Annotated in this window: 16 protein-coding genes and 3 tRNA genes; 12 read left to right on the top strand and 7 right to left on the bottom strand. The window is 62.2% G+C overall.

Going from position 1 to position 20,222, the window contains the following annotated elements:
- The first annotated feature begins 118 nt into the window (after positions 1 to 118).
- Genes ACR0JC_RS03325 through ACR0JC_RS03315 form a run of 3 tightly spaced genes read left to right on the top strand, consistent with a single transcriptional unit; the run spans position 119 to position 3,542 of the window.
- Positions 119 to 862 carry an RNA methyltransferase gene (locus ACR0JC_RS03325; protein ID WP_170338923.1) on the top strand — a complete coding sequence of 248 codons (744 nt, stop codon included), beginning with the start codon at positions 119 to 121 and terminating at the stop codon, positions 860 to 862.
- Between the two features lie 60 nt (positions 863 to 922).
- Positions 923 to 2,068 (top strand): heme A synthase, encoded by a 1,146-nt coding sequence (ctaA, locus tag ACR0JC_RS03320; protein WP_170338925.1) that lies wholly within the window; start codon positions 923 to 925, stop codon positions 2,066 to 2,068.
- A gap of 4 nt (positions 2,069 to 2,072) precedes the next feature.
- Positions 2,073 to 3,542 (top strand): carboxypeptidase M32, encoded by a 1,470-nt coding sequence (locus ACR0JC_RS03315; RefSeq protein WP_170338927.1) that lies wholly within the window; start codon positions 2,073 to 2,075, stop codon positions 3,540 to 3,542.
- 38 nt (positions 3,543 to 3,580) lie between these two features.
- On the opposite strand, the gene ACR0JC_RS03310 is transcribed toward ACR0JC_RS03315, so the two are convergent.
- From ACR0JC_RS03310 to gyrA, 3 genes are all read right to left on the bottom strand, one after another.
- A complete protein-coding gene (locus ACR0JC_RS03310) occupies positions 3,581 to 4,027 on the bottom strand; it encodes a YqfO family protein (protein ID WP_170338929.1) in 447 nt (148 codons plus the stop codon).
- A 56-nt stretch (positions 4,028 to 4,083) separates the two neighbouring features.
- Positions 4,084 to 4,809 (bottom strand): ArsR/SmtB family transcription factor, encoded by a 726-nt coding sequence (locus tag ACR0JC_RS03305; protein WP_170338932.1) that lies wholly within the window; start codon positions 4,807 to 4,809, stop codon positions 4,084 to 4,086.
- Positions 4,810 to 4,947: 138 nt separating this feature from the next.
- Positions 4,948 to 7,650 (bottom strand): DNA gyrase subunit A, encoded by a 2,703-nt coding sequence (gene gyrA / locus ACR0JC_RS03300; RefSeq protein WP_170340044.1) that lies wholly within the window; start codon positions 7,648 to 7,650, stop codon positions 4,948 to 4,950.
- Positions 7,651 to 7,874: 224 nt separating this feature from the next.
- Here gyrA and ACR0JC_RS03295 point away from each other — a divergent pair, with 224 nt between their 5' ends.
- From ACR0JC_RS03295 to ACR0JC_RS03275, 5 genes are all read left to right on the top strand, one after another.
- Positions 7,875 to 8,144, top strand: coding sequence for an usg protein (locus tag ACR0JC_RS03295; protein WP_093962206.1), 270 nt, complete (start codon positions 7,875 to 7,877; stop codon positions 8,142 to 8,144).
- Positions 8,145 to 8,437: 293 nt separating this feature from the next.
- Positions 8,438 to 9,892 (top strand): glucose-6-phosphate dehydrogenase, encoded by a 1,455-nt coding sequence (gene zwf / locus ACR0JC_RS03290; RefSeq protein ID WP_170338934.1) that lies wholly within the window; start codon positions 8,438 to 8,440, stop codon positions 9,890 to 9,892.
- Complete coding sequence (gene pgl / locus ACR0JC_RS03285) at positions 9,889 to 10,560, top strand: 6-phosphogluconolactonase (protein WP_170338936.1); 672 nt, start codon at positions 9,889 to 9,891, stop codon at positions 10,558 to 10,560. Before zwf ends, pgl begins: the two co-directional genes overlap by 4 nt.
- A 4-nt stretch (positions 10,561 to 10,564) precedes the next feature.
- A complete protein-coding gene (gene pgi, locus ACR0JC_RS03280) occupies positions 10,565 to 12,175 on the top strand; it encodes a glucose-6-phosphate isomerase (RefSeq protein ID WP_170338938.1) in 1,611 nt (536 codons plus the stop codon).
- 175 nt (positions 12,176 to 12,350) lie between these two features.
- On the top strand, positions 12,351 to 13,970 hold the full coding sequence (locus ACR0JC_RS03275) for a long-chain-fatty-acid--CoA ligase (protein WP_170338940.1): 1,620 nt from the start codon (positions 12,351 to 12,353) through the stop codon (positions 13,968 to 13,970).
- Between the two features lie 21 nt (positions 13,971 to 13,991).
- On the opposite strand, the gene ACR0JC_RS03270 is transcribed toward ACR0JC_RS03275, so the two are convergent.
- Positions 13,992 to 14,066, bottom strand: a tRNA-Asn gene (locus ACR0JC_RS03270).
- Positions 14,067 to 14,322: 256 nt separating this feature from the next.
- Between ACR0JC_RS03270 and ACR0JC_RS03265 the strand changes: the two genes are divergently transcribed.
- Positions 14,323 to 15,645 (top strand): metal-dependent hydrolase family protein, encoded by a 1,323-nt coding sequence (locus ACR0JC_RS03265; protein ID WP_170343573.1) that lies wholly within the window; start codon positions 14,323 to 14,325, stop codon positions 15,643 to 15,645.
- A 258-nt stretch (positions 15,646 to 15,903) separates the two neighbouring features.
- Here the strand turns inward: ACR0JC_RS03265 and ACR0JC_RS03260 are convergent.
- Together ACR0JC_RS03260 and ACR0JC_RS03255 are read right to left on the bottom strand one after the other, a co-directional pair.
- Positions 15,904 to 15,978 (bottom strand) — tRNA-Asn (locus ACR0JC_RS03260).
- Between the two features lie 74 nt (positions 15,979 to 16,052).
- Entirely contained in the window at positions 16,053 to 16,967 is a 915-nt protein-coding gene (locus tag ACR0JC_RS03255) for an MBL fold metallo-hydrolase (protein WP_170338942.1), read from the bottom strand.
- A 44-nt stretch (positions 16,968 to 17,011) separates the two neighbouring features.
- Here ACR0JC_RS03255 and ACR0JC_RS03250 point away from each other — a divergent pair, with 44 nt between their 5' ends.
- Entirely contained in the window at positions 17,012 to 18,331 is a 1,320-nt protein-coding gene (locus tag ACR0JC_RS03250; RefSeq protein WP_170338944.1) for an ATP-binding protein, read from the top strand.
- A gap of 13 nt (positions 18,332 to 18,344) precedes the next feature.
- Here ACR0JC_RS03250 and ACR0JC_RS03245 read toward each other — a convergent pair.
- Positions 18,345 to 18,421 (bottom strand) — tRNA-Ile (locus ACR0JC_RS03245).
- A 106-nt stretch (positions 18,422 to 18,527) separates the two neighbouring features.
- Here ACR0JC_RS03245 and purM point away from each other — a divergent pair.
- Entirely contained in the window at positions 18,528 to 19,574 is a 1,047-nt protein-coding gene (gene purM / locus ACR0JC_RS03240) for a phosphoribosylformylglycinamidine cyclo-ligase (RefSeq protein WP_170338946.1), read from the top strand.
- Entirely contained in the window at positions 19,571 to 20,167 is a 597-nt protein-coding gene (gene purN / locus ACR0JC_RS03235; protein ID WP_170338948.1) for a phosphoribosylglycinamide formyltransferase, read from the top strand. Before purM ends, purN begins: the two co-directional genes overlap by 4 nt.
- Positions 20,168 to 20,222 lie beyond the last annotated feature (55 nt).

Genomic DNA, 20,222 nt, shown 5'->3' with positions numbered 1-20,222 from the left:
GCGGCGGCGAAGCAAACTTTATTGCCCGCAGACCGCGTGATTTGCAATCGGGCAGGGCGGCCGGGCTTGCTCTGTGCCAGCGGCGGCATTATGGCAGGCGCAACTTTCGGAGATCAGGATGCTCAGCGACAGACCCCAGCCCTCATTCGTGCTTGTCCGCCCGCAGATGGGCGAAAACATCGGCGCCGCGGCGCGGGCGATGTGGAATTTCGGCCTGGACCGGATGCGTATCGTCGCCCCGCGCGACGGCTGGCCCAACCCCAAGGCCGTGGCCATGTCGAGCGGTGCCGGGCGGCTGCTGGACGAGGCGCAGCTGTTCGACGATCTGGCCGGCGCGTTGGGCGACCGCACATACGTTTTCGCCACCACCGCCCGTCAGCGTGGCCTGACCAAACCCGTCTACAGCCCCGAGCGTGCCATGCAGATCGCGGCCCAGAAGGTGGCGGCGGGCGAAAAAGTGGCCGTGCTGTTCGGGCCTGAGCGGGCCGGTTTGGAGAATGAAGACATCGCCAAGGCCAATGCGATCATCTCGGTGCCGGTGAACCCCGAATACGCCTCGCTGAACCTGGGGCAATGCGTGTTGCTCACCGCCTATGAGTGGATGCGCCAGACCGGCGACGTGGTGCACGAGGCCACCGATCTGGGCAAAGGCGACTGGGCCACCGGCATCGAGGTCGAGAAACTGGTCGAGCATTATGAGCAGCGGCTGGACGAGGCCGGGTTCTTCTACCCGCCGGAAAAGGCCGAAGGGATGAAGGTAAACCTGCGCAACCTGTGGTCGCGCATGCAGATGACGCGGGCCGATGTGCAGATGCTGCACGGGATCATGCGTCAGATGGTCCGCTGGAAGGACAAGGGCTGAGGCTGGACCTTCCCGGGCACTGGCCCTAGCTTGCGGGAAAATCAAGGACATGAGGACGGCATGAGCGGCAAGCGCAGCATCTTCGAAGAAGTCTCGGGTGAACAAAAGCAGGGAACGGTCCAGCCCGGCATGATCGACCGCGGCCGGGGTGGCGCACGCAAGGCCATCCGTATCTGGCTGATGATCCTGTTCGCGCTTGTCGTCATGATGATCGCGGTGGGTGGGCTGACCCGCCTGACCGACAGCGGCCTGTCCATCACCGAATGGCGACCGGTCACCGGAGCGATCCCGCCGATGTCCGAGGCGGACTGGCAGGCCGAGTTCGACAAGTACAAACAGATCGACCAGTGGCGCATCATGAACCAGTGGATGGAGTTGGATGACTTCAAGACCATCTACTGGTGGGAATGGGGTCATCGGCAGCTGGGCCGTGTGATCGGCCTGGTCTGGGCGCTTGGGTTCTTTGGCTTTCTGGTGTTGCGCAAGATCCCCGCAGGCTGGACCGGGCGCCTTGCGATCCCCGGACTGCTGGGCGGCGTTCAGGGCGCCGTCGGTTGGTGGATGGTGGCCTCGGGGGTGACGCAGGGCGAAGGGATGACCGCGGTCGCCAGTTATCGCCTGGCCACCCATCTTGGCCTCGCGTTCGTGATCCTGGGCTTTCTGGCCTGGTACATCTTCATGCTGGGGCGCGAGGAACGCGACCTGATGCAGGCCCGTCGCGCGAAAGAGGCGCGGCTGTTCTCGCTGTCGACCGGGCTGCTGCACTTTGCCTTTCTGCAGATTCTGATCGGCGCATTGGTGGCGGGCATCGACGCCGGTCGGTCCTATACCGACTGGCCGCTGATCGGCGGGCAACTACTGCCGCCGGACGCCACCGCGCTGGAACCGTTGTGGCGCAATTTCTTCGAAAGTCCGGGGCTGGTGCAGTTCATCCATCGCTGCGTGGGCTATGTGCTGTTCGCCTTCGGCATCTTCGTCTGGCGACGCGGCAGCAGCAGCGCCCACCCGCAGACCCGGTTCGCCTTCAACGCCATGTTCGCGGCGCTTTCGCTGCAGGTGGTCGTAGGCATCCTCACCGTGGTCTATGGCGCGCCCTGGAAGATCGCCATCTTTCACCAGTTTATGGCCGTGGTCGTCTGGACCCTGATCCTGCGCGCCCGGTTCCTGACCGCTTATCCCATCGCAACCTCGCTGCGCGGAGCTTGACCCAATGACTGCATTCAATGACCTGATGGCCTTTCAGCGCGAAACCTCGGCCCTGGCACAGATCGCCGGGCGCCTGGGCTGGGACCAGGAGACTGTCATGCCGCGCGGGGCCGCCAACCAGCGCGCCGAGGAGATGGCCGCAATCGAAGCCGTGTTGCATGCGCGCCGTTCGGATCCGCGCGTGGCCGAGTGGCTGGAAAACGCCCATGCCGACACCGAGGTTGGTCAGGCGCAACTGCGCGAAATCCGCCGCACATACGAGCGCACGGTCAAGGTGCCCGCTGATCTGGCCACGGCCATCGCCCGCGTGACATCGGCCGCGCAGGGCAAGTGGGCACAGGCCCGCGCCGACGAGGATGTTGCCGCGTTTCTTCCGGTTCTGGAGGAAGTCGTGGCGCTGCGGCGCGAGGAAGGGGCGGCTCTGGCGCAAGGCGGCGATGTCTATGACGCACTGGTCGAGGATTACGAGCCCTACACGACCGCTGCCCAGATTGGTGCGATCTTTGATGCCATGCGCCCACGCCTGGTTGCGCTGCGCGCCGCGGTTCTTGACCGGCCGTCCCCCGCGGGCGTGACCGGAACGTTCGACGAAGCGGCCCAGATGAAGCTGACGCAAAAGCTGGCGGAGACTTTCGGGTACGACTTGAACCGGGGGCGGGTGGACAAGGCCGTACACCCGTTCTGTTCGGGCAGCGGCGACGACGTGCGCGTCACCACTCGGACCAGCGAAACCGACCCGTTCAACTGCTTCTACTCGACCATCCACGAGGTCGGGCACGCCTGCTATGAGCAGGGCATCGATCCGGCTTTCGCTCTGACTCCGCTGGGTGAGGGCGTTTCGATGGGCGCCCATGAAAGTCAGAGCCGCATCTATGAAAATCAGCTGGGCCGCTCGCGCGCCTTCACGGGCTGGCTGTTCCGGCAGATGACGGACACCTTCGGTGACTTCGGCATCGCGGATGAAGATGCCTTCTATGCCGCCGTCAACCGGGTGCACAACGGATACATCCGCACCGAGGCGGACGAAGTTCAGTACAATCTGCACGTCATGCTGCGGTTCGATCTGGAACGCGCCTTGATGTCGGGCGATCTGCAGGTGCAGGACCTCGAAGCCGCGTGGAACGACCGCTTCCATGCCGATTTCGGCTATGCGGTCGACAAGCCTTCGAACGGGTGTCTGCAGGACGTGCATTGGTCGGTCGGTCTGTTTGGCTACTTCCCGACCTATTCGCTGGGCAATGTGTACGCAGGCTGTCTGTATCAGGCTCTGCGGGCGGCAGTTCCAAGTCTGGATGATCAACTGGCGCAGGGCGATACCTACGCGGCAACCGGATGGCTGCGCGAGCATGTTCAGCAGCATGGCGGTCTGTATGCCCCACGCGATGTCATCCGCCGCGCCAGCGGCATGGAGCCCGGACCCGAGCCGTTGTTGGCCTATCTCGAAGACAAATTCGGCACGCTCTACGGTCTATGACCTGGAAAGATGACCGCTATGGGTATGATAGGGGGCATCTAGCCGCGGTGTGCATCAGGCACCCAGTCTTCCAGAGGCCGGTTCCAGAACCGGTTCGGGTTGTCTTCGTCCTGACCGCGGATGTGCAGCGTTCGAAAACAAGGGTGCAGAAAGATCACCGGTTCTTCATAGGGATGGGCCGCGTAGATTGCGCGCAGCACCTTCGAACGCACGCCGTCCGACACATCCAGAAAGAACGAGACTTCGACGCAGGGAACATCCACCGTGTCGCAGGTGACGGCATTGCGTCCGGTCCCGAGTGACCGAAAGCTCTGCGTTCCGGGCGTCGACCGGAAGGTGACGCGATCATAATCGCCGTAAACAAGGTTGGCTTCGGCCAGAACGGCATCAATCACCGCCTGCGCGCGGTCCTCGGGAACCTGAACGATCACGCGCCAACCTTCGTCTGTCAGATATCGTTCGGTGTCCTGTGGTTTTTGGGTCATTCCAGTCTCCTAACCAAGCAACGTCAGAATGACCGGGTTTGTATCTCAAGTGTGACTTATCGATTCGCCATCGACCGAACCGACGAACCGAGGCAATCAAACGCGGCGTCCGACAAGCCGAAATGGCGAGTCAGTGCGATCTTGCCTTCCGGCGTGATGGTCAGGGCGCGACTGGACCTTTGGCGCGTCAGCCATTTGTCTTTCAGAGCTTTTTCCAGAATCGCGATTCCCAAGGGACCTGAGATGTGATTTCGGCGGTCCGTCCAGTCCAGACAGAATTTGGCGACCGGCCGGTGGGCGCTGACCCGCGGTGGGGCAAGGTCGAGATCGGTCAGAAACGCGTGATATCGCGGACCCGGCGCCAGAGCCCCATGTGCCAGTTGTAGAACACCCGTATCCAGCAGGTTGTAGGTGATCCACACACCGAGACGCCCGGCAAGATGATTATAGCAGCAACGGGCCAACAGGACGCCCGAGTCCGGTTTCGCGGCCCGTCGGACATGGTCGCTGGGAGTTAGCGTCGACAGCTTTTCCAAAACCGATGCGACCTGTGCGTTTGCGACTCGGTGATAGACATGCCTGCCGCTGCGTATCGAAGTGGTCAGGCCGGCCTGCTCCAACTGCTTGAGATGGGCCGTTGCAGTTGGTGGCGTTATGTTGGCTGCGCAGGACAACTCTTTGTTGGTGAACGCCCGCCCGTCCATCAGTTCGCACAGGATGCGTGCGCGGGTTGGGTCGGCGAGGGCGGCGCCGATGATGTCCAGTCTGGGTTCGGGTCTCATTGGATGAGCCTACCGCAAAACCCGGCTTGACCCCAGAAAGAACGCTTCGACATTCGCCGAAACGAAAAGGAGCGGCTGCTGTTGCAGAGCCGCTCCGTCGTCGTTGAAATGAGGGCCGCCGATCAGAGGCGGCCATCCTTACGTTTCGCTGTCGTCTTCCTCGTCACCCTGGTCTGCGATCCAAGCGACGCTGACGACTTCCTCGCCTTTGCCGGTGTTGAACACCTTGACCCCGCCCGCGCTGCGGGACCGGAACGATATACCATCGACCGGAACCCGGATCGACTGCCCCTTGGACGTGGCCAGCATGATCTGGTCGTCGATTTCGACGGGGAACGAGGCCACCAGCGGGCCGCCCCGCATCGCCTTGTCCATCGCCATCACGCCCATTCCACCGCGGCCGCGCACCGGGTAGTCATGCGACGAGCTGAGCTTGCCCGACCCGCCGGCCGTGATGGTCAGGATCAGGTTTTCCGCCGCAGACATCTCGGCATAGCGCTCCTGAGGCAGGATGCTGTCTGCGTTGCCTTCGTCTTCGTCGGTTTCGGTCTCTTCGGTGACGCCTGCCATCAGGCGGCGCATCTTGAGGTAGGCGGCGCGCTCGTCTGCCGTGGCCTCGAAGTGGCGAATGACGGACATCGAGACGACCCGATCGCCATTCGTCAGTTTGATGCCGCGTACACCGGTCGACTTGCGGCCCTTGAACACGCGCACGGCAGTGGTCGGGAAGCGGATCGCCCGGCCGGAGTTGGTGACCAGCATAACGTCGTCATCCTCGGAACAGATGCGCGCGTTGACCAGTTCCACACCCTCGGGCAGATCCATCGCGATCTTGCCGTTGCGCTTGACGTTGGTGAAATCGCTCAGCGCGTTGCGACGCACGTCGCCGGCGCTGGTAGCGAAGACGATCTGAAGGTTTTCCCATTCTTCATCCGGCACATCGACCGGCATGATCGCCGCAATCGAAACGCCAGTGGGAATCGGCAGGATGTTGACGATGGCCTTGCCCTTGCCGGTGCGCCCCGATTGGGGCAGGCGCCATGTCTTGAGCTTGTAGACCATCCCATCGGTGGTGAAGAACAGCAGTTGCGTATGCGTGTTCGCCACGAACAGATTGGTTACGACGTCCTCTTCCTTGGTCTGCATCCCCGACAGACCCTTGCCGCCGCGCTTCTGCGCGCGGAAGTCGGCCAGCGGCGTACGCTTGATGTAGCCGCCCGAGGTCACGGTGACGACCATGTCCTCGCGTTCGATCAGGTCCTCGTCTTCCATATCGCCGGACCAGTCGACGATTTCAGTGCGGCGCGCCACTGCGAACTGCTCTCGAACCTCGCGCAGCTCGTCGGCGATGATGCTCATGATGCGCTCGCGCGAGGACAGAATGTCCAGGTATTCCTTGATCTTGGCGGCCAGGTCTTCCAGCTCGTCCGTGACCTCTTTGACACCAATCTGGGTCAGGCGTTGCAGGCGCAGATCAAGGATCGCGCGGGCCTGAACCTCGGTCAGGTTGTAGGTGCCGTCGTCGTTCATCTTTGACAGCGGATCGTCGATCAGCCGCAGATAGCTCTCGATCTCGGCTGCGGGCCAGCGGCGGGTCATCAGCTTTTCGCGCGCCTCTGCCGCGTCGGCCGAGGACCGGATCGTGGCAACGACCTCGTCCACGTTCGAGACCGCTACGGCCAGACCGCACAGGATATGGCTGCGTTCCCGTGCCTTGCGCAGGTCGTATGCAGTGCGGCGGGCAACGACATCTTCGCGGAAGTCGATGAAGCTGGTCAGGAACCGGCGCAGGGTCAGCTGCTCGGGGCGACCGCCATTCAGCGCCAGCATGTTGCAGCCGAATGAGGTCTGCATCGGCGTGAACCGGTAAAGTTGGTTCAGCACCACCTCGGGCGTTGCGTCGCGCTTCAGCTCGACCACCACCCGCACGCCGTTGCGGTCAGATTCGTCCTGAACGTGGCTGACGCCTTCGATGCGCTTTTCACGCACGGCTTCGGCGATCTTCTCGATCATCGAGGCCTTGTTCACCTGATAGGGGATCTCGTCCACGATGATGGCATAGCGGTCCTTGCGCAACTCCTCGACGCGGGTTTTGGCGCGGATGATGACGCTGCCACGGCCCTCCAGATAGGCCTTGCGCGCACCGGACCGGCCCAGCATCACGCCGCCGGTGGGGAAATCGGGGCCGGGGATGTATTCGATCAGCTGTTCGCTGGTCAGGTCCGGATCGTCGATCAGCGCCAGCGTCGCGTCGACCACTTCGCCCAGGTTGTGCGGCGGGATGTTGGTGGCCATCCCCACCGCGATGCCGCCGGCGCCGTTGACCAGCATGTTCGGGAACCGCGCGGGCAGGACGGTGGGTTCCTTGTCCTTGCCGTCGTAGTTGTCCTGGAAATCTACCGTCTCTTTCTCAATATCCGCCAGCAGCGCGGCGGCGGGCTTGTCCATGCGGACCTCGGTGTAGCGCATGGCCGCCGGGTTGTCGCCGTCCATCGAGCCGAAGTTGCCCTGACCATCCAGCAGCGGCAGCGACATCGAGAAATCCTGCGCCATCCGCACCAGCGCGTCATAGATCGCGCTGTCACCGTGCGGGTGGTACTTACCCATGACGTCGCCCACCGGACGGGCCGATTTGCGGTAAGCTTTGTCGTGGGTGTTTCCGGTCTCGTGCATCGCATAGAGGATGCGCCGATGCACCGGTTTCAAGCCGTCGCGCAGATCGGGGATCGCACGGGACACGATGACCGACATGGCATAGTCCAGATAGGACGTCCGCATCTCGGATTCGATGGATACCGTCGGGCCGTCATAAACCGGGCGCTCGGGCGGGGTTTCATCCATGTTTTCGGGGATTTCTGGCGTATCGCTCACGTAAACTGCCCGTTTATTGTGCTGGGTCTATATCTTGTGGATGCATCTTATCAGACCCGGCACATAGGGTGCAAGCAAGCAACCCGGAAGTGGCCTGAAACCGCGGTGTTTTTCGGGTAACACATTGTTTTAATACGGATTGAAAAGGAATCATGTTACCCTGAAGGGACCTTTGAGGAAATCTGGAGGTCTGAATGGAGAAAAACGAAACCGAATTGATGCTGAAGGGGTATGGCCTGACAACGGCTGAAATTTTCTATCGCATGCCGGATTACATCCATGTTCTGAACACGTTCATCTGGCAGGATTACGACTTGGCGCCGGATCATCCCAAGCTGTTCAATTTCATCGAGTTCTGGCAGCGCGAAATCGAGGGTCCGCTGCATTCGGTGCGCTTTACCCACCGCAAGATGATCGCACCCGGAGAATGGCGGAACGTCGTCGGAGAATACCGGCTGAACTAGCGTTTCGGTCAGGTTGCGGAAAAGGCCAATGCGCCTTGATCCGGCCGATGGATCATCGAATGAATGCCGACCTGCGTTTCGGCGCAGGTTACTCACTCTCATAATTTCTGAACACAACCAGATCTTGGCAATCCGTTGACGGCGGACGCGTTGAGCGGTTGAATATTCTTGTGCGTTTCGGTGGCGGTCCGGTGCGGCGCACACGATTGGTACAGATTGGAAAACCAGAGAAAGTCCAGGATATGATTGCGCTAACATTGGACATGCCGGCGATGGCGCGTTAAGGACGGCTCATGGTTTCTCGCGTTATACCCGTCGACCCATTTGATCTGGTCATTTTTGGTGGCACCGGGGATCTGGCGCAGCGCAAGATTTTGCCTGCCTTGTTTCGTCGTTATTGCGCGGGACAGTGGAATGACGATGTTCGGATAATCGCCGCAGCAAGGTCCGCACATGATCAGGCGGGCTATCGTGCGATCGTCGCCGAGTCGCTGGCCCAGCACGCACCTCGTCAAGCGGCAGATCCCGGCAACCTTGATGGGTTCCTGAACCGGCTGCAGTATCTGCGGTTGGATGCCAGCTCTGATGATGGGTGGGAAAACCTTTCAGGTCTGTTGACGGATTCGCGGATCCGCGCCTTCTATTTCTCGGTCGGACCCGGATTGTTCGCCCCGTTGGCGGAAAAAATCCGCCAGCACGGTCTGGCTAACGAGCAGACGAGGATCGTCGTCGAAAAGCCGTTCGGTCACGACCTGGACAGCGCGCGGGCGTTGAATGCCACGCTGGCCTCGTATTTCAGCGAAAACCAAATCTACCGGATCGATCATTATCTGGGCAAGGAAACCGTCCAGAACCTGATGGCAGTCCGGTTCGGCAACATGCTGTTCGAGCCGCTGTGGAACAGTCAGTATGTCGACCATATCCAGATCACCGTCGCCGAGACCGTCGGCGTGGATGGTCGCGAAGAGTATTACGAGCGCGCTGGGGCAATGCGCGACATGGTGCAAAACCACCTGATGCAGCTTCTGTGCCTGATCGCGATGGAGCCGCCTGCCAAGTTCGATTCGGACGCCGTGCGCGATGAAAAGCTCAAGGTAATCCGCGCGCTGGACCCGGTGCAGCCGCACCACATCGTGCGTGGGCAGTATTCGGGTGATCCCGACGGGCCGGGCTACCGCGAAGCGGTGGGCAATCCGCGCTCGACCACCGAAAGCTATGTTGCGCTTCGGGCGCATGTCAGCAATTGGCGGTGGGCGGGTACACCATTCTACCTGCGCACCGGCAAGCGGTTGGTGGCGCGGTCCTCGGTGATCAACGTCATCTTCAAGGACGCCCCGCATTCGATCTTCGGGGCCGAGGCCGGGCGGCATGCCAACACGCTGTCGATCCGGCTGCAGCCGAACGAAGGCATAACGCTGAAAGTCACGATCAAAGAGCCGGGGCAGGGCGGAATGCGTTTGATCGACGTCCCGTTGGACATGAGCTTTGCCGAAGCGCTCGGGCCCGAAAACCAGGAAGCGCCGGATGCTTATGAGCGTTTGGTGATGGACGTGATCCGGGGCAACCAAACCCTGTTCATGCGCGGAGACGAGGTCGAGGCCGCCTGGGCCTGGACCGACCCGATCATTGCGGGGTGGCAGGCGCGCGGCGACGTGCCAAAACCCTATGACAGCGGCAGTACCGGTCCCGGCGACGCCGAACTGCTGATGAAACGCGACGGTCGCCATTGGCAAGGGATCAAGCCATGAAGATTCAGGAATATGCCGACAGGGACATGCTGGCCATTGATGTTGCCAACGTTCTGGCCGGAGAGTTGGAGGCCGCGCTGCTGCACAACGATGTCGTGGCTTTTGCGGTTCCCGGCGGCACCACGCCCGGACCGATCTTCGACAGCCTGTGCGCCGCGGATCTTGAGTGGGAGCGTGTCCGTGTGCTGCCCACCGACGAACGCTGCGTCCCGGCGGACAGTGACCGGTCGAACGAACGCTTGATCCGCGACCGTCTTCTGACCAACCGGGCGGCGGCGGCGGACTATGTCCCGCTCTATATTCCCGGCAAGGCGCCCGAAGAGGTTCTGCCCCAAATCGAAGCTCTGATCGAGCCGCTGCGCCCGTTGGCGGTGCTGGTTCTTGGAATGGGCGACGACATGCATACGGCCTCGTTGTTTCCGGGGATGGAGGGGCTGGCGCAGGCATTGGCCAGCAACGCACCGGCATTGGCCGTTGCTCGCCCGCAGACGCAGCCCGAGACGCGCATCACTCTGACGGGTCCGGTTCTGGATGGTGCCCTGTCCAAACACCTGGTCATCTATGGTGAAAAAAAGCGCGCAGCGCTTGAGCGTGCCATGAGCCTGCCGCCCGAGGAGGCGCCAATTGCGGCAGTCTTGGATGGAATGACGGTACACTGGGCGAATTGATCTCATGCAACTGGACACTCTCAGAACCCTTGCCGCGCAGGCGGCGGATACCCGCATCCTCGACCTGTTCGCGCAGGATCCCGACCGGGCGCAGAGATTCTCGGCCTCGACCGGGGATTTGCTGTTCGACTATTCGAAGACCCTGATCGACACGGACATCCGCGCGGCGCTGATCGACCTGTGCGATCAGGCCGGTCTAGCCGAGCGGCGCGACGCGATGTTCCGGGGCGACAAGATCAACGAGACCGAAGGCCGCGCTGTGCTGCATACGGCGCTACGCAATCTGGATGGCGGCCCAATCGAGGTTGATGGCCAGGACGTCATGCCCGAGGTGTTGGACACCCTGCAGCGCATGCGCGTGTTCGCCGAAGAGGTCCGGGGCGGAACGGCCCAGGGGGCAGGGGGCAGCTTTACCGACGTGGTGAATATCGGCATCGGCGGTTCGGACCTTGGGCCGGTGATGGCGACGCTGGCGCTGGCGCCCTATCACGACGGGCCGCGCCTGCACTATGTCTCGAACGTGGATGGCGCGCACATCGCCGACACGCTGCGCGAACTGGACCCGACGCGGACGCTGGTGATCGTGGCGTCCAAGACATTTACCACCATCGAAACCATGACCAACGCGCGGACGGCGCGGGCCTGGATGCTGGACGGCGGCGGCGACCCGGGGCGGCAGTTCGCGGCCGTGTCCAGCGCCGTGGACAAGACGGCGGACTTCGGCATCCCGTCTGACCGCGTGTTCGGCTTCGCCGATTGGGTCGGCGGGCGCTATTCGGTCTGGGGTCCGGTTGGACTGCCGGTGATGATTGCGGTGGGCTCGAACGCCTTCGACGCGTTCCTGCGCGGCGGGCAGGCGATGGACGTGCATTTCCGCGCCGCGGGCTGGGCCGAGAACATGCCGGTGATGCTGGCGCTGGTGGGCTTCTGGCACCGTCAGGTGCTGGGTCATGCCAGCCGCGCGGTTCTGCCCTATGACCAACGGCTGCTGCGGCTGCCGGCCTACTTCCAGCAGCTCGAGATGGAATCGAACGGCAAATCGGTGGCCATGGACGGCTCGGCGCTGAGCGTGCCTTCGGGGCCGGTGGTCTGGGGTGAGCCCGGCACCAACGGGCAGCACGCGTTTTACCAACTGATCCATCAGGGCACCGACGTGATCCCCTGCGAATTCATGGTGGCCGCCGAAGGCCACGAGCCCGAACTGGCCCATCATCACCGTCTGCTGCTGGCCAACTGCCTGGCTCAGTCCGAGGCGTTGATGCGTGGCCGGTCGCTTGAGGAAGCGCGAGCGCGCATGGCCGAGATGGGCCTGCATGGCGACGAGTTGGAGCGTCAGGCCCGGCATCGCGTGTTCCCGGGCAACCGGCCCTCGACCACGCTGATCTATCCGCAGCTGACACCCTTCGTTCTGGGCCAGATCATTGCGCTGTATGAACACCGGGTGTTCGTCGAAGGCGTTCTGTTGGGCATCAACTCGTTCGACCAGTGGGGGGTGGAGCTGGGCAAGGAGTTGGCCACCTCGCTGGGGCCAATCGTCGATGGCGATGCGGGCACCGAGGGCAAGGACGGCTCGACCGCCGCACTTGTGGCCTATGCGCTGCGGCACCGGGGCTGAAGCCCTGCAAATCTGACGGCCTGCCGCCACGGCAGGCCGCATTCTTTTATTGTCAGACAATTAAATGATTGGCAGGATCGGCCCCGAGGAGAAGCCCTGGGGCCGGCCATGCCGCCGTGTCGCCTGGCCGCAACAGACGCCGCATCAGGCCGGCGCGATGAATGGGAGGATGTCCATGCTGGGACAGATGATGACGCAACCGCTGTTGATTTCGTCACTGATCGATCATGCTGCGCGCTATCATGGTCAGACCGAGATCGTGTCGGTCGAAACCGACGGAACCGTCACCCGGACGAACTGGGGCGAGATCGCCGCCAATGCCGGGCGCATGGGGTCAGCGCTGACCAAACTGGGCCTGCAGCCGCAGGATCGGATCGGCACCCTGGCCTGGAACAACCGCCGGCATCTGGAAATCTACTATGCCGCCTCGGGTGCGGGTTTCGTCTGCCACACGATCAACCCGCGCCTGTTCCCCGAACAGCTGGTTTACATCATCAACCACGCGCAGGACCGGGTGCTGTTCTTCGACGCCACCTTCATCCCGCTGGTCGCCGCGATCCGCGATCAATTGACCGAAGTGAAGCATTTCGTCCTGATGCGACCGCGCAGCGAGGACGCACTGCAGCAGATCCCCGGACTGGAATTCTATGACGAGTTGATCGAGACCGGCGACGCCGATTTCGAATGGCCGGTCTTCGATGAAAACACGGCCTCGAGCCTGTGCTACACCTCGGGCACGACCGGTCACCCCAAGGGGGTTCTGTATTCGCACCGTTCGACCGTTCTGCACAGCTTTGCCTCGAACACCCGCGACGTCATCGGGTATTCGGCGATGGATGTGGTGATGCCGGTGGTGCCCATGTTCCACGTCAACGCCTGGGGGTCGCCCTATGGCTGCGCCATGTCCGGTTCGCAGATGGTGTTGCCCGGGCCCGACCTGCATGGCGAGGCGCTGGTGAACCTGATCGACACCTATGGCGTGACGCTGGCGATGGGGGTTCCCACGATCTGGCAGGGACTGCTGGCCCACGCCGCCAAATGCGGCACTAGGCTGGAAAGCCTCGAACGTACGGTGATCGGCGGTGCGGCGTGCCCGCCCTCGATGATCGAGACCTTCCGGGAAAAATACGGCGTCGACACCGTGCATGCTTGGGGGATGAGCGAAATGAGCCCGCTGGGCACCGCCAACATTCCGCTGGCCAAGCATCGCAAGCTGCCGATCGAGGAACAGCACAAACTGCGCGAGAATCAGGGCCGTCCGCCCTTTGGGGTCGAGCTGAAGATCGTCGATGACGACGGCAACGACCTGCCGCATGACGGGGTCACGCAGGGCGACCTGATGGTGCGCGGACACTGGGTGCTGGACAGCTATTTCCAGCTGCAGGATAAAGAGCTTCTGCAGGATGGCTGGTTCGCCACCGGCGACGTGGCCACGCTGGACCCGGATGGCTACATGACCATCCGCGACCGCTCCAAGGACATCATCAAGTCGGGCGGTGAATGGATCAGCTCGGTCGAGCTGGAAAACATTGCCGTAGCGCACCCGAAACTGGCCACCGCGGCCGTGATCGGCGTGCCGCATCCCAAATGGGACGAACGCCCGCTGCTGGTGGCCGTCAAGGCCGAGGGCGAAGACCCGTCCGAGGCCGAGCTGCTGGAGTTTTTCGACGGCAAGATTGCCAAGTGGCAGGTGCCGGACAAAGTGGTCTTCGTCGACGCGCTGCCACTCAATGCGACGGGCAAGGTCCTGAAACGCAAACTGCGGGATGAATTCAAGGACGCCTTGGCAGGTTAACGCTTGATTTCTAAGGATTTTTGGCTCCGGCGGTAGGGATCGAACCTACGACCAATTGATTAACAGTCAACTGCTCTACCGCTGAGCTACGCCGGAACTGAGGGGCGTGTACCAATCTGCAAAGACGAGGTCCAGACGAAAATTGCTTTCTCCGGACGAATTGCGCGCCCCAGGTTTCCGTTTCGGATTTCAATCGGGGTGAACAGGTTTGTTGTTTCGTGCGGCAGTGAAACGTTGCGTTGATCTACGCACCGGCCGCGACGTGATCGTTTCATCCGGATCAGAAAGAGACTAGCCTCTCGATAATGCACCATTCTTCGGTGAACCTGTTGAAATCGGAAAGGAACCCAAGATGCGGACAGCTTGCAGGATTGCAGCGAAGCTTTTCTTCTTTGTTCTCGCCGCGCCGGGGATCGCCCAAGAGGCCGGAACCCTGATCACCGGCGCTCGGATTTTCGACGGTGTCCGTTCCGACCTGATCGAGGGTCAGGACGTTTTGATCCAAGACGGCATGATCACGGCCATTGGCCCTGATCTGGATGCGCCGGAGGGGGCGACGGTGATCGATGCGCAGGGTCGGTTCCTGATGCCCGGATTTGCCGACATGCATGCGCATCTGATGTTTCAGATGCCGTTCGGTATCGCATTCAATGCCGATCGCGAATACTGGGCCTATGTTGCCGCAACCGTCGCCGAACAATACCTGATGCAGGGGTTCACGACGGTCCGCGATGTCGGCGGGAACTCGTTTTCACTGAAACGCGCCATAGACGAGGGCATCCTGTCGGGGCCTCGGGTCTATCCTTCGGGTCCCATGATCTCGCAGAGCTCGGGCCACTCGGATCATCGGACGGACGCAAACGAGCCCGGTTCATTGGTGTTCGAGCCCAGCATTCCGATGAAATACTTCCATGTCGCAGTTGCCGATGGGCGTGACGAGGTTCTGAAGACCGTACGCGAGGTGTTGCGCCGCAGGGCCTCGCAGATCAAGATTTCGGTCGGTGGCGGTACCGGGTCATTTGCTGATCCACTGGACACCACGCAGTACACGGCAGACGAAATCCGTGCAGCCGTCGAAGCGGCAGAAGACTGGAACACCTACGTAACCGCCCATGTCTACAACTCGGATGGCATCATCCGCGCCGTCGAGAATGGGGTGAAGTCCATCGAGCATGGCAATCTGATGAGCGAAGAGGCCATGCGCGTCATGATGGAGCATGATGCCTGGCTGTCGCCGCAGGTCATCGTCTACACATTCCATCCGGCAGGCTACAACGACGAACAAAAAGCCAAGCATGACGAAGCCTATGACGGCATCGACCAGATGTTCACCATGGCCAAGGAGCTTGGATTCGAGAATATCGTCTTCGGCACGGACGTGATCACTTCTCCTGAGATGATCAAGCGCGCAAACGAGGAGTTCGTTCTGAGAACGGAATGGTTCGACAATGCCGAAATACTCCGTCAGGCAACCTCGAAATCAGCCGAGTTGCTTGCCTTGTCGGGGCCGCGCAATCCTTATCCTGGGGCGCTGGGTGTCATTGCGGAAGGTGCTCATGCGGATATCCTTCTGATCGACGGCAACCCCCTTGAGGACATGTCTGTCATGACCGAATACGAAGAGCGCTTCGATCTGATCATGAAGGGCGGGGTGATCTACAAAAACGAACTGTAGCGGACGATCTGCTGTGCAAATGCATGGCGGACCAAACTTGCGTCACAGGCGCTGAAAAATTCTCTGATGTTTCGCGGGTTTGATTGACAGGATTGGGCTGATCGAAAGACCAACTCCAAACTAACGGCGCAGGTCCTTGGGGGCAGGCTGATTGTATGCCAAGAACCAGCTGAAAACCCGGCCTGTCGGATCGGCAACCGACCATACGCGGGACGCGAGCGGTTGGGTGCGCCACAAACTTCTGAAATCAGAGGATTTTGGCTCCGGCGGTAGGGATCGAACCTACGACCAATTGATTAACAGTCAACTGCTCTACCGCTGAGCTACGCCGGAACTGAGGCGCATATAGCAATCCGGTTTTTCGGCGTCCAGAGGGGAAAAGCACCGAGGGCGAATTTTTTGTGCGTTCAGGAGATGCGATGAAAACTGGTCTGCACCGACAGCGCGCCCCGGGGGGCGACGCGGTCTTTTCCGGTCAGGTCCACCAGATGGGCAAACACGTTGCGCTCGGCCGCTGGAAGCAGGGCAGGCGGGGTTTCGACATAGATCCGCTGGGCCAGATCCCGGGCTGTGCCCGGGCGCTCGGCCAGCGCGTCGAGGATTTGTGCCTCACGTTCGAGCCGGTGGTGGATCAACCAGTCAAGCCGACCCGAAGGGTCTGTGATCGGCGCGCCGTGTCCGGCATGGAAGACGGACCAGTCGCGTGCGCGTAGCCGGTGGCAGGCTTTCATGAAGTCTGTCAGATCGCCATCCGGAGGCGAAACCAGCGAACTGGCCCAGCCCATCACGTGATCGGCGGTGAAACACACGTCTCCCCAGGCCAGCGCGATGTGATTGCCCAGATGACCCGGCGTGTGAATGACCTCAAGGCCCCATCCGTTCCCCTCGATCCTGTCGCCGTCCGCCAACTCGATGTCCAAGCGGAATTCCGAGTCGATTCCCTCGCCGCCGCCGGCGAGGCCTTGCTCGGCGAGTTGGGACATGATCGCGCTGCGCCCTGCCTGTGGCCCGCCAAAGGCGTAGATCGGGGCACCTGTCCGCTCTGACAGCGGAGCAGCCAGCGGCGAATGGTCCAGGTGGCTGTGGGTGACCACGATATGGCTGATCTTTTGCCCGGGCTGCAGCGCATCCAGAATGGCTTGCATGTGACTGTCGCTCAACGGTCCGGGGTCGATTACGGCAAGGTCGCTGGTGCCCAGGAGGTATGTATTTGTCCCCAGATAGGTCATCGGCGACGGGTTCGGGGCCAGCAAGAGCCTGAGGCCCGGCTGCAGGGCGACAGGGATCCCCGGTTTCGGGTTGAAATCGTCTGCTGGCAGCATCTTGGCCTCTTTCTCTTGGCGGGGCAGCCCGCTAGGTTTAGCGCATGTCCTCGCGCTGGCTCAAACCCTATTTGCCCCGCAGCTTGTATGCCCGGGCGGCCCTGATTCTGGTGCTGCCGGTGATCGTGGTTCTGTTGGTGGTGTCGGTGGCATTCGTGCGTGAACACCTCGAGGATGTGACCGGTCAGATGACCCGCGCGGCGTCGCGCGAAGTGCGGCTGGTTCTGGAAGACATTCAGGGTGCCGAAACCCAACAGCAGGCGCTGGCCGCGGTGCGTCCGGATCTGAGGGTGCTGGACATGCAGGCCCGTTTTCTGGGGATCAACGAAACGCCTACGATTGAACCTCGGCGCTGGTATGATTTCATCGCACCGCAGATCGACGCTGATCTTCGAGAGCTGCTGCCGAACCTCGTAGCGGTATCGTTGCCGGACAGTCAGGTCGCGACTTTGTTCTTGAACACCCATCTGGGTGTGTTGGAGCTTGGCTTTGATCGCCGGCGTCTGTCGACGGTCGCCCCGCACCAGTTGATCGTCACGATGCTGTTCTTTGCGGTGATCATGACCTCGATTTCGTTCTTGTACATGCGCAATCAGTTGCGGCCGATCACTCGGCTGGCCGATGCGGCGCAGGCTTTTGGTCGCGGTCGGGTCGTGCCGTTCACCCCCGGAGGGGCAGTCGAGGTGCGGGCCGCCGGTAGCGCGTTTCTTGACATGCGCGCCAGGATCGAGCGGCAGATCGAGCAGCGGACCCTGATGCTGTCGGGAGTCAGCCATGACCTGCGAACGCCTCTGACCCGGCTCAAGCTTGGCCTGTCGATGCTGCCCGAGGAAGATGCAAAGCCGCTGCTTCAGGACGTGAACGAAATGCAGTCACTCCTGGATGCCTTCCTTGATTTCTCGCGCGGCGCGTCCGAGGGCGAGCAGGTCGAGGTTCGTCCGGATGAGCTTCTGCGCTCGATCGTGGATGATGCGCAACGGGCCGGACAAAGTGTCGAGTTGCTGCCGCCCGAAGGGCACGGTGCAGTGATGCTGCGTCCGACTGCAATCCGCCGCGCCGTGGAAAACCTGATCGGCAACGCGGTGCGCTACGGGTCGCACGCGATGGTCAGCATGACCCTGACTGACAAATCGCTGCGCATTCGAGTTGAGGATGATGGCCCCGGCATCCCGCCCGAACAGCGGACCGAGGCGGTTAAGCCGTTCAGCCGGTTGGACCCGTCGCGGAACCAGAATCAGGGCAGCGGGGTGGGCCTCGGGCTGGCCATCGTTGCAGATATCGCTCGTGTCCACGGGGGTGTTTTGCGCTTGGGCCAAAGCGAACGCTTGGGCGGTTTGTGCGCAGACATCATCATCGGGCGGTGATTTCGGCCGTATTTGGTAGGCCCGGAGGGACTCGAACCCCCAACCAAAGCGTTATGAGCGCTCTGCTCTAACCAATTGAGCTACAGGCCCGCCTGAGCGCTTGGGTACCACGCAGAACAGCCGCGTCAAGCCTGACCGTTGCAACGCGGCGCACAATCGACTAACCCGCGCTGAAAGCATTCATGAGGGAACGGCCATGACAGCGGGCAAGAACGGCATCACCTATGCAGATGCGGGCGTGGATATCGATGCGGGCAACGCGCTGGTCGACCGGATCAAGCCCGCCGCCAAGCGGACGAACCGCCCCGGCGTCATGAGCGGCCTTGGCGGGTTCGGCGCGCTGTTCGACCTGAAAGGGGCAGGGTATTCCGACCCGATCCTAGTTGGCGCAACCGATGGCGTGGGCACCAAGCTGCGGATTGCGATCGACACGGGCGTGGTCGATGGTGTGGGGATCGACCTGGTGGCCATGTGCGTGAACGACCTGATCTGCCAGGGGGCCGAGCCGCTGTTCTTCCTGGATTACTTCGCCACGGGCAAGCTGGACACCGACACCGCCGCGCGGATCATCGAGGGCATCGCCGAGGGCTGTGTCCGCTCGGGCTGTGCCCTGATCGGGGGTGAAACCGCCGAGATGCCGGGGATGTACCCCGATGGCGATTTCGACCTGGCCGGCTTTGCTGTCGGCGCGATGGAGCGCGGCAGCGATCTGCCCTCCGGTGTGCAGGCCGGGGATGTTCTGCTGGGGCTGGCCTCGGACGGGGTGCATTCCAACGGCTACTCGCTGGTGCGTAAACTGGTTCAGATCTCGGGCCTGGGATGGGACGCGGACTCGCCCTTCTGCGACGGGCCTTTGGGAGAGGCGCTGCTGACGCCCACGCGGCTCTATGTCAAACCCGCCTTGGCCGCGATCCGGGCCGGTGGCGTGCACGCGCTGGCTCATATCACCGGCGGCGGGCTGACCGAGAACCTGCCGCGCGTGCTGCCCGACGATCTGGGTACGCAAATCGACCTGAATGCCTGGGACCTGCCGCCGGTGTTCAGGTGGATGGCGGAAACCGGGGGCATCGCCGAGGCGGAAATGCTCAAGACCTTCAACTGCGGGATCGGCATGATCGTCGTCTGTGCCGCCGACCGCGCCGATGACCTGGCCGCCCTGCTGACGGATGCCGGCGAGAGCGTCGCGCGCATCGGATCGGTCACCGAAGGGGCGGGCGTCAGCTACGCAGGCACGCTGCTGTGAGCCACAAGCGCGTCGCCATCCTGATTTCCGGGGGCGGGTCGAACATGGTGTCGCTGGTCGACAGCATCACAGGCGACCACCCGGCGCGGCCTTGTTTGGTTCTGTCGAACAATGCAGATGCTGGCGGACTGGCCAAGGCGGCGGATCGCGGGATTGCCACAGCCGTGGTCGATCACCGGCCGTTCGGCGGTGACCGCGCCGCGTTTGAGGCCGAGCTGTGCAAGCCGCTGCTCGAGGCGCAGCCAGACATCGTCTGCCTGGCGGGGTTCATGCGCGTGCTGACGGGCGATTTCGTGTCCCGATTTCAGGGGCGGATGCTGAATATCCACCCCTCGCTGCTGCCCAAGTACAAAGGGCTCAACACCCACGCCCGCGCCATCGCCGCCGGGGATGCCGAACACGGCTGCACCGTCCACGAGGTCACCGCGGCGCTGGATGATGGTCCGATCCTGGGGCAGGCCCGGGTTCCGGTCGAACCCGGCGACACCCCGGATTCGCTTGCTCGGAAGGTTCTGGCCTGGGAACACAAGCTGTATCCGGCGGTTCTGGAGCGCTTTGCCCGTGGCGATCGCGCACCGGTGTTACTCCCCTGATCTTGCGCCAGAGATTTACATGAGCGGCCAATTCGGCCTATGGTCTGGCCAAGCG

This window comes from Ruegeria sp. CH5 (genome assembly GCF_056537025.1).
This window is presented reverse-complemented; position numbering and strand designations above follow the sequence as displayed.

What these genes read in the sequence shown, in the direction of transcription:
- ACR0JC_RS03275 (WP_170338940.1), top strand. Translation starts at nt 12,351, where the DNA reads ATGCTGGGACAGATGATGACGCAACCGCTGTTGATTTCGTCACTGATC.
- zwf (WP_170338934.1), top strand. Translation starts at nt 8,438, where the DNA reads ATGGTTTCTCGCGTTATACCCGTCGACCCATTTGATCTGGTCATTTTT.
- gyrA (WP_170340044.1), bottom strand. Translation starts at nt 7,650, where the DNA reads ATGGATGAAACCCCGCCCGAGCGCCCGGTTTATGACGGCCCGACGGTA.
- ctaA (WP_170338925.1), top strand. Translation starts at nt 923, where the DNA reads ATGAGCGGCAAGCGCAGCATCTTCGAAGAAGTCTCGGGTGAACAAAAG.
- pgi (WP_170338938.1), top strand. Translation starts at nt 10,565, where the DNA reads ATGCAACTGGACACTCTCAGAACCCTTGCCGCGCAGGCGGCGGATACC.
- ACR0JC_RS03295 (WP_093962206.1), top strand. Translation starts at nt 7,875, where the DNA reads ATGGAGAAAAACGAAACCGAATTGATGCTGAAGGGGTATGGCCTGACA.
- ACR0JC_RS03325 (WP_170338923.1), top strand. Translation starts at nt 119, where the DNA reads ATGCTCAGCGACAGACCCCAGCCCTCATTCGTGCTTGTCCGCCCGCAG.
- ACR0JC_RS03310 (WP_170338929.1), bottom strand. Translation starts at nt 4,027, where the DNA reads ATGACCCAAAAACCACAGGACACCGAACGATATCTGACAGACGAAGGT.
- pgl (WP_170338936.1), top strand. Translation starts at nt 9,889, where the DNA reads ATGAAGATTCAGGAATATGCCGACAGGGACATGCTGGCCATTGATGTT.
- ACR0JC_RS03250 (WP_170338944.1), top strand. Translation starts at nt 17,012, where the DNA reads ATGTCCTCGCGCTGGCTCAAACCCTATTTGCCCCGCAGCTTGTATGCC.
- ACR0JC_RS03315 (WP_170338927.1), top strand. Translation starts at nt 2,073, where the DNA reads ATGACTGCATTCAATGACCTGATGGCCTTTCAGCGCGAAACCTCGGCC.
- ACR0JC_RS03305 (WP_170338932.1), bottom strand. Translation starts at nt 4,809, where the DNA reads ATGAGACCCGAACCCAGACTGGACATCATCGGCGCCGCCCTCGCCGAC.
- ACR0JC_RS03255 (WP_170338942.1), bottom strand. Translation starts at nt 16,967, where the DNA reads ATGCTGCCAGCAGACGATTTCAACCCGAAACCGGGGATCCCTGTCGCC.
- purM (WP_170338946.1), top strand. Translation starts at nt 18,528, where the DNA reads ATGACAGCGGGCAAGAACGGCATCACCTATGCAGATGCGGGCGTGGAT.
- ACR0JC_RS03265 (WP_170343573.1), top strand. Translation starts at nt 14,323, where the DNA reads ATGCGGACAGCTTGCAGGATTGCAGCGAAGCTTTTCTTCTTTGTTCTC.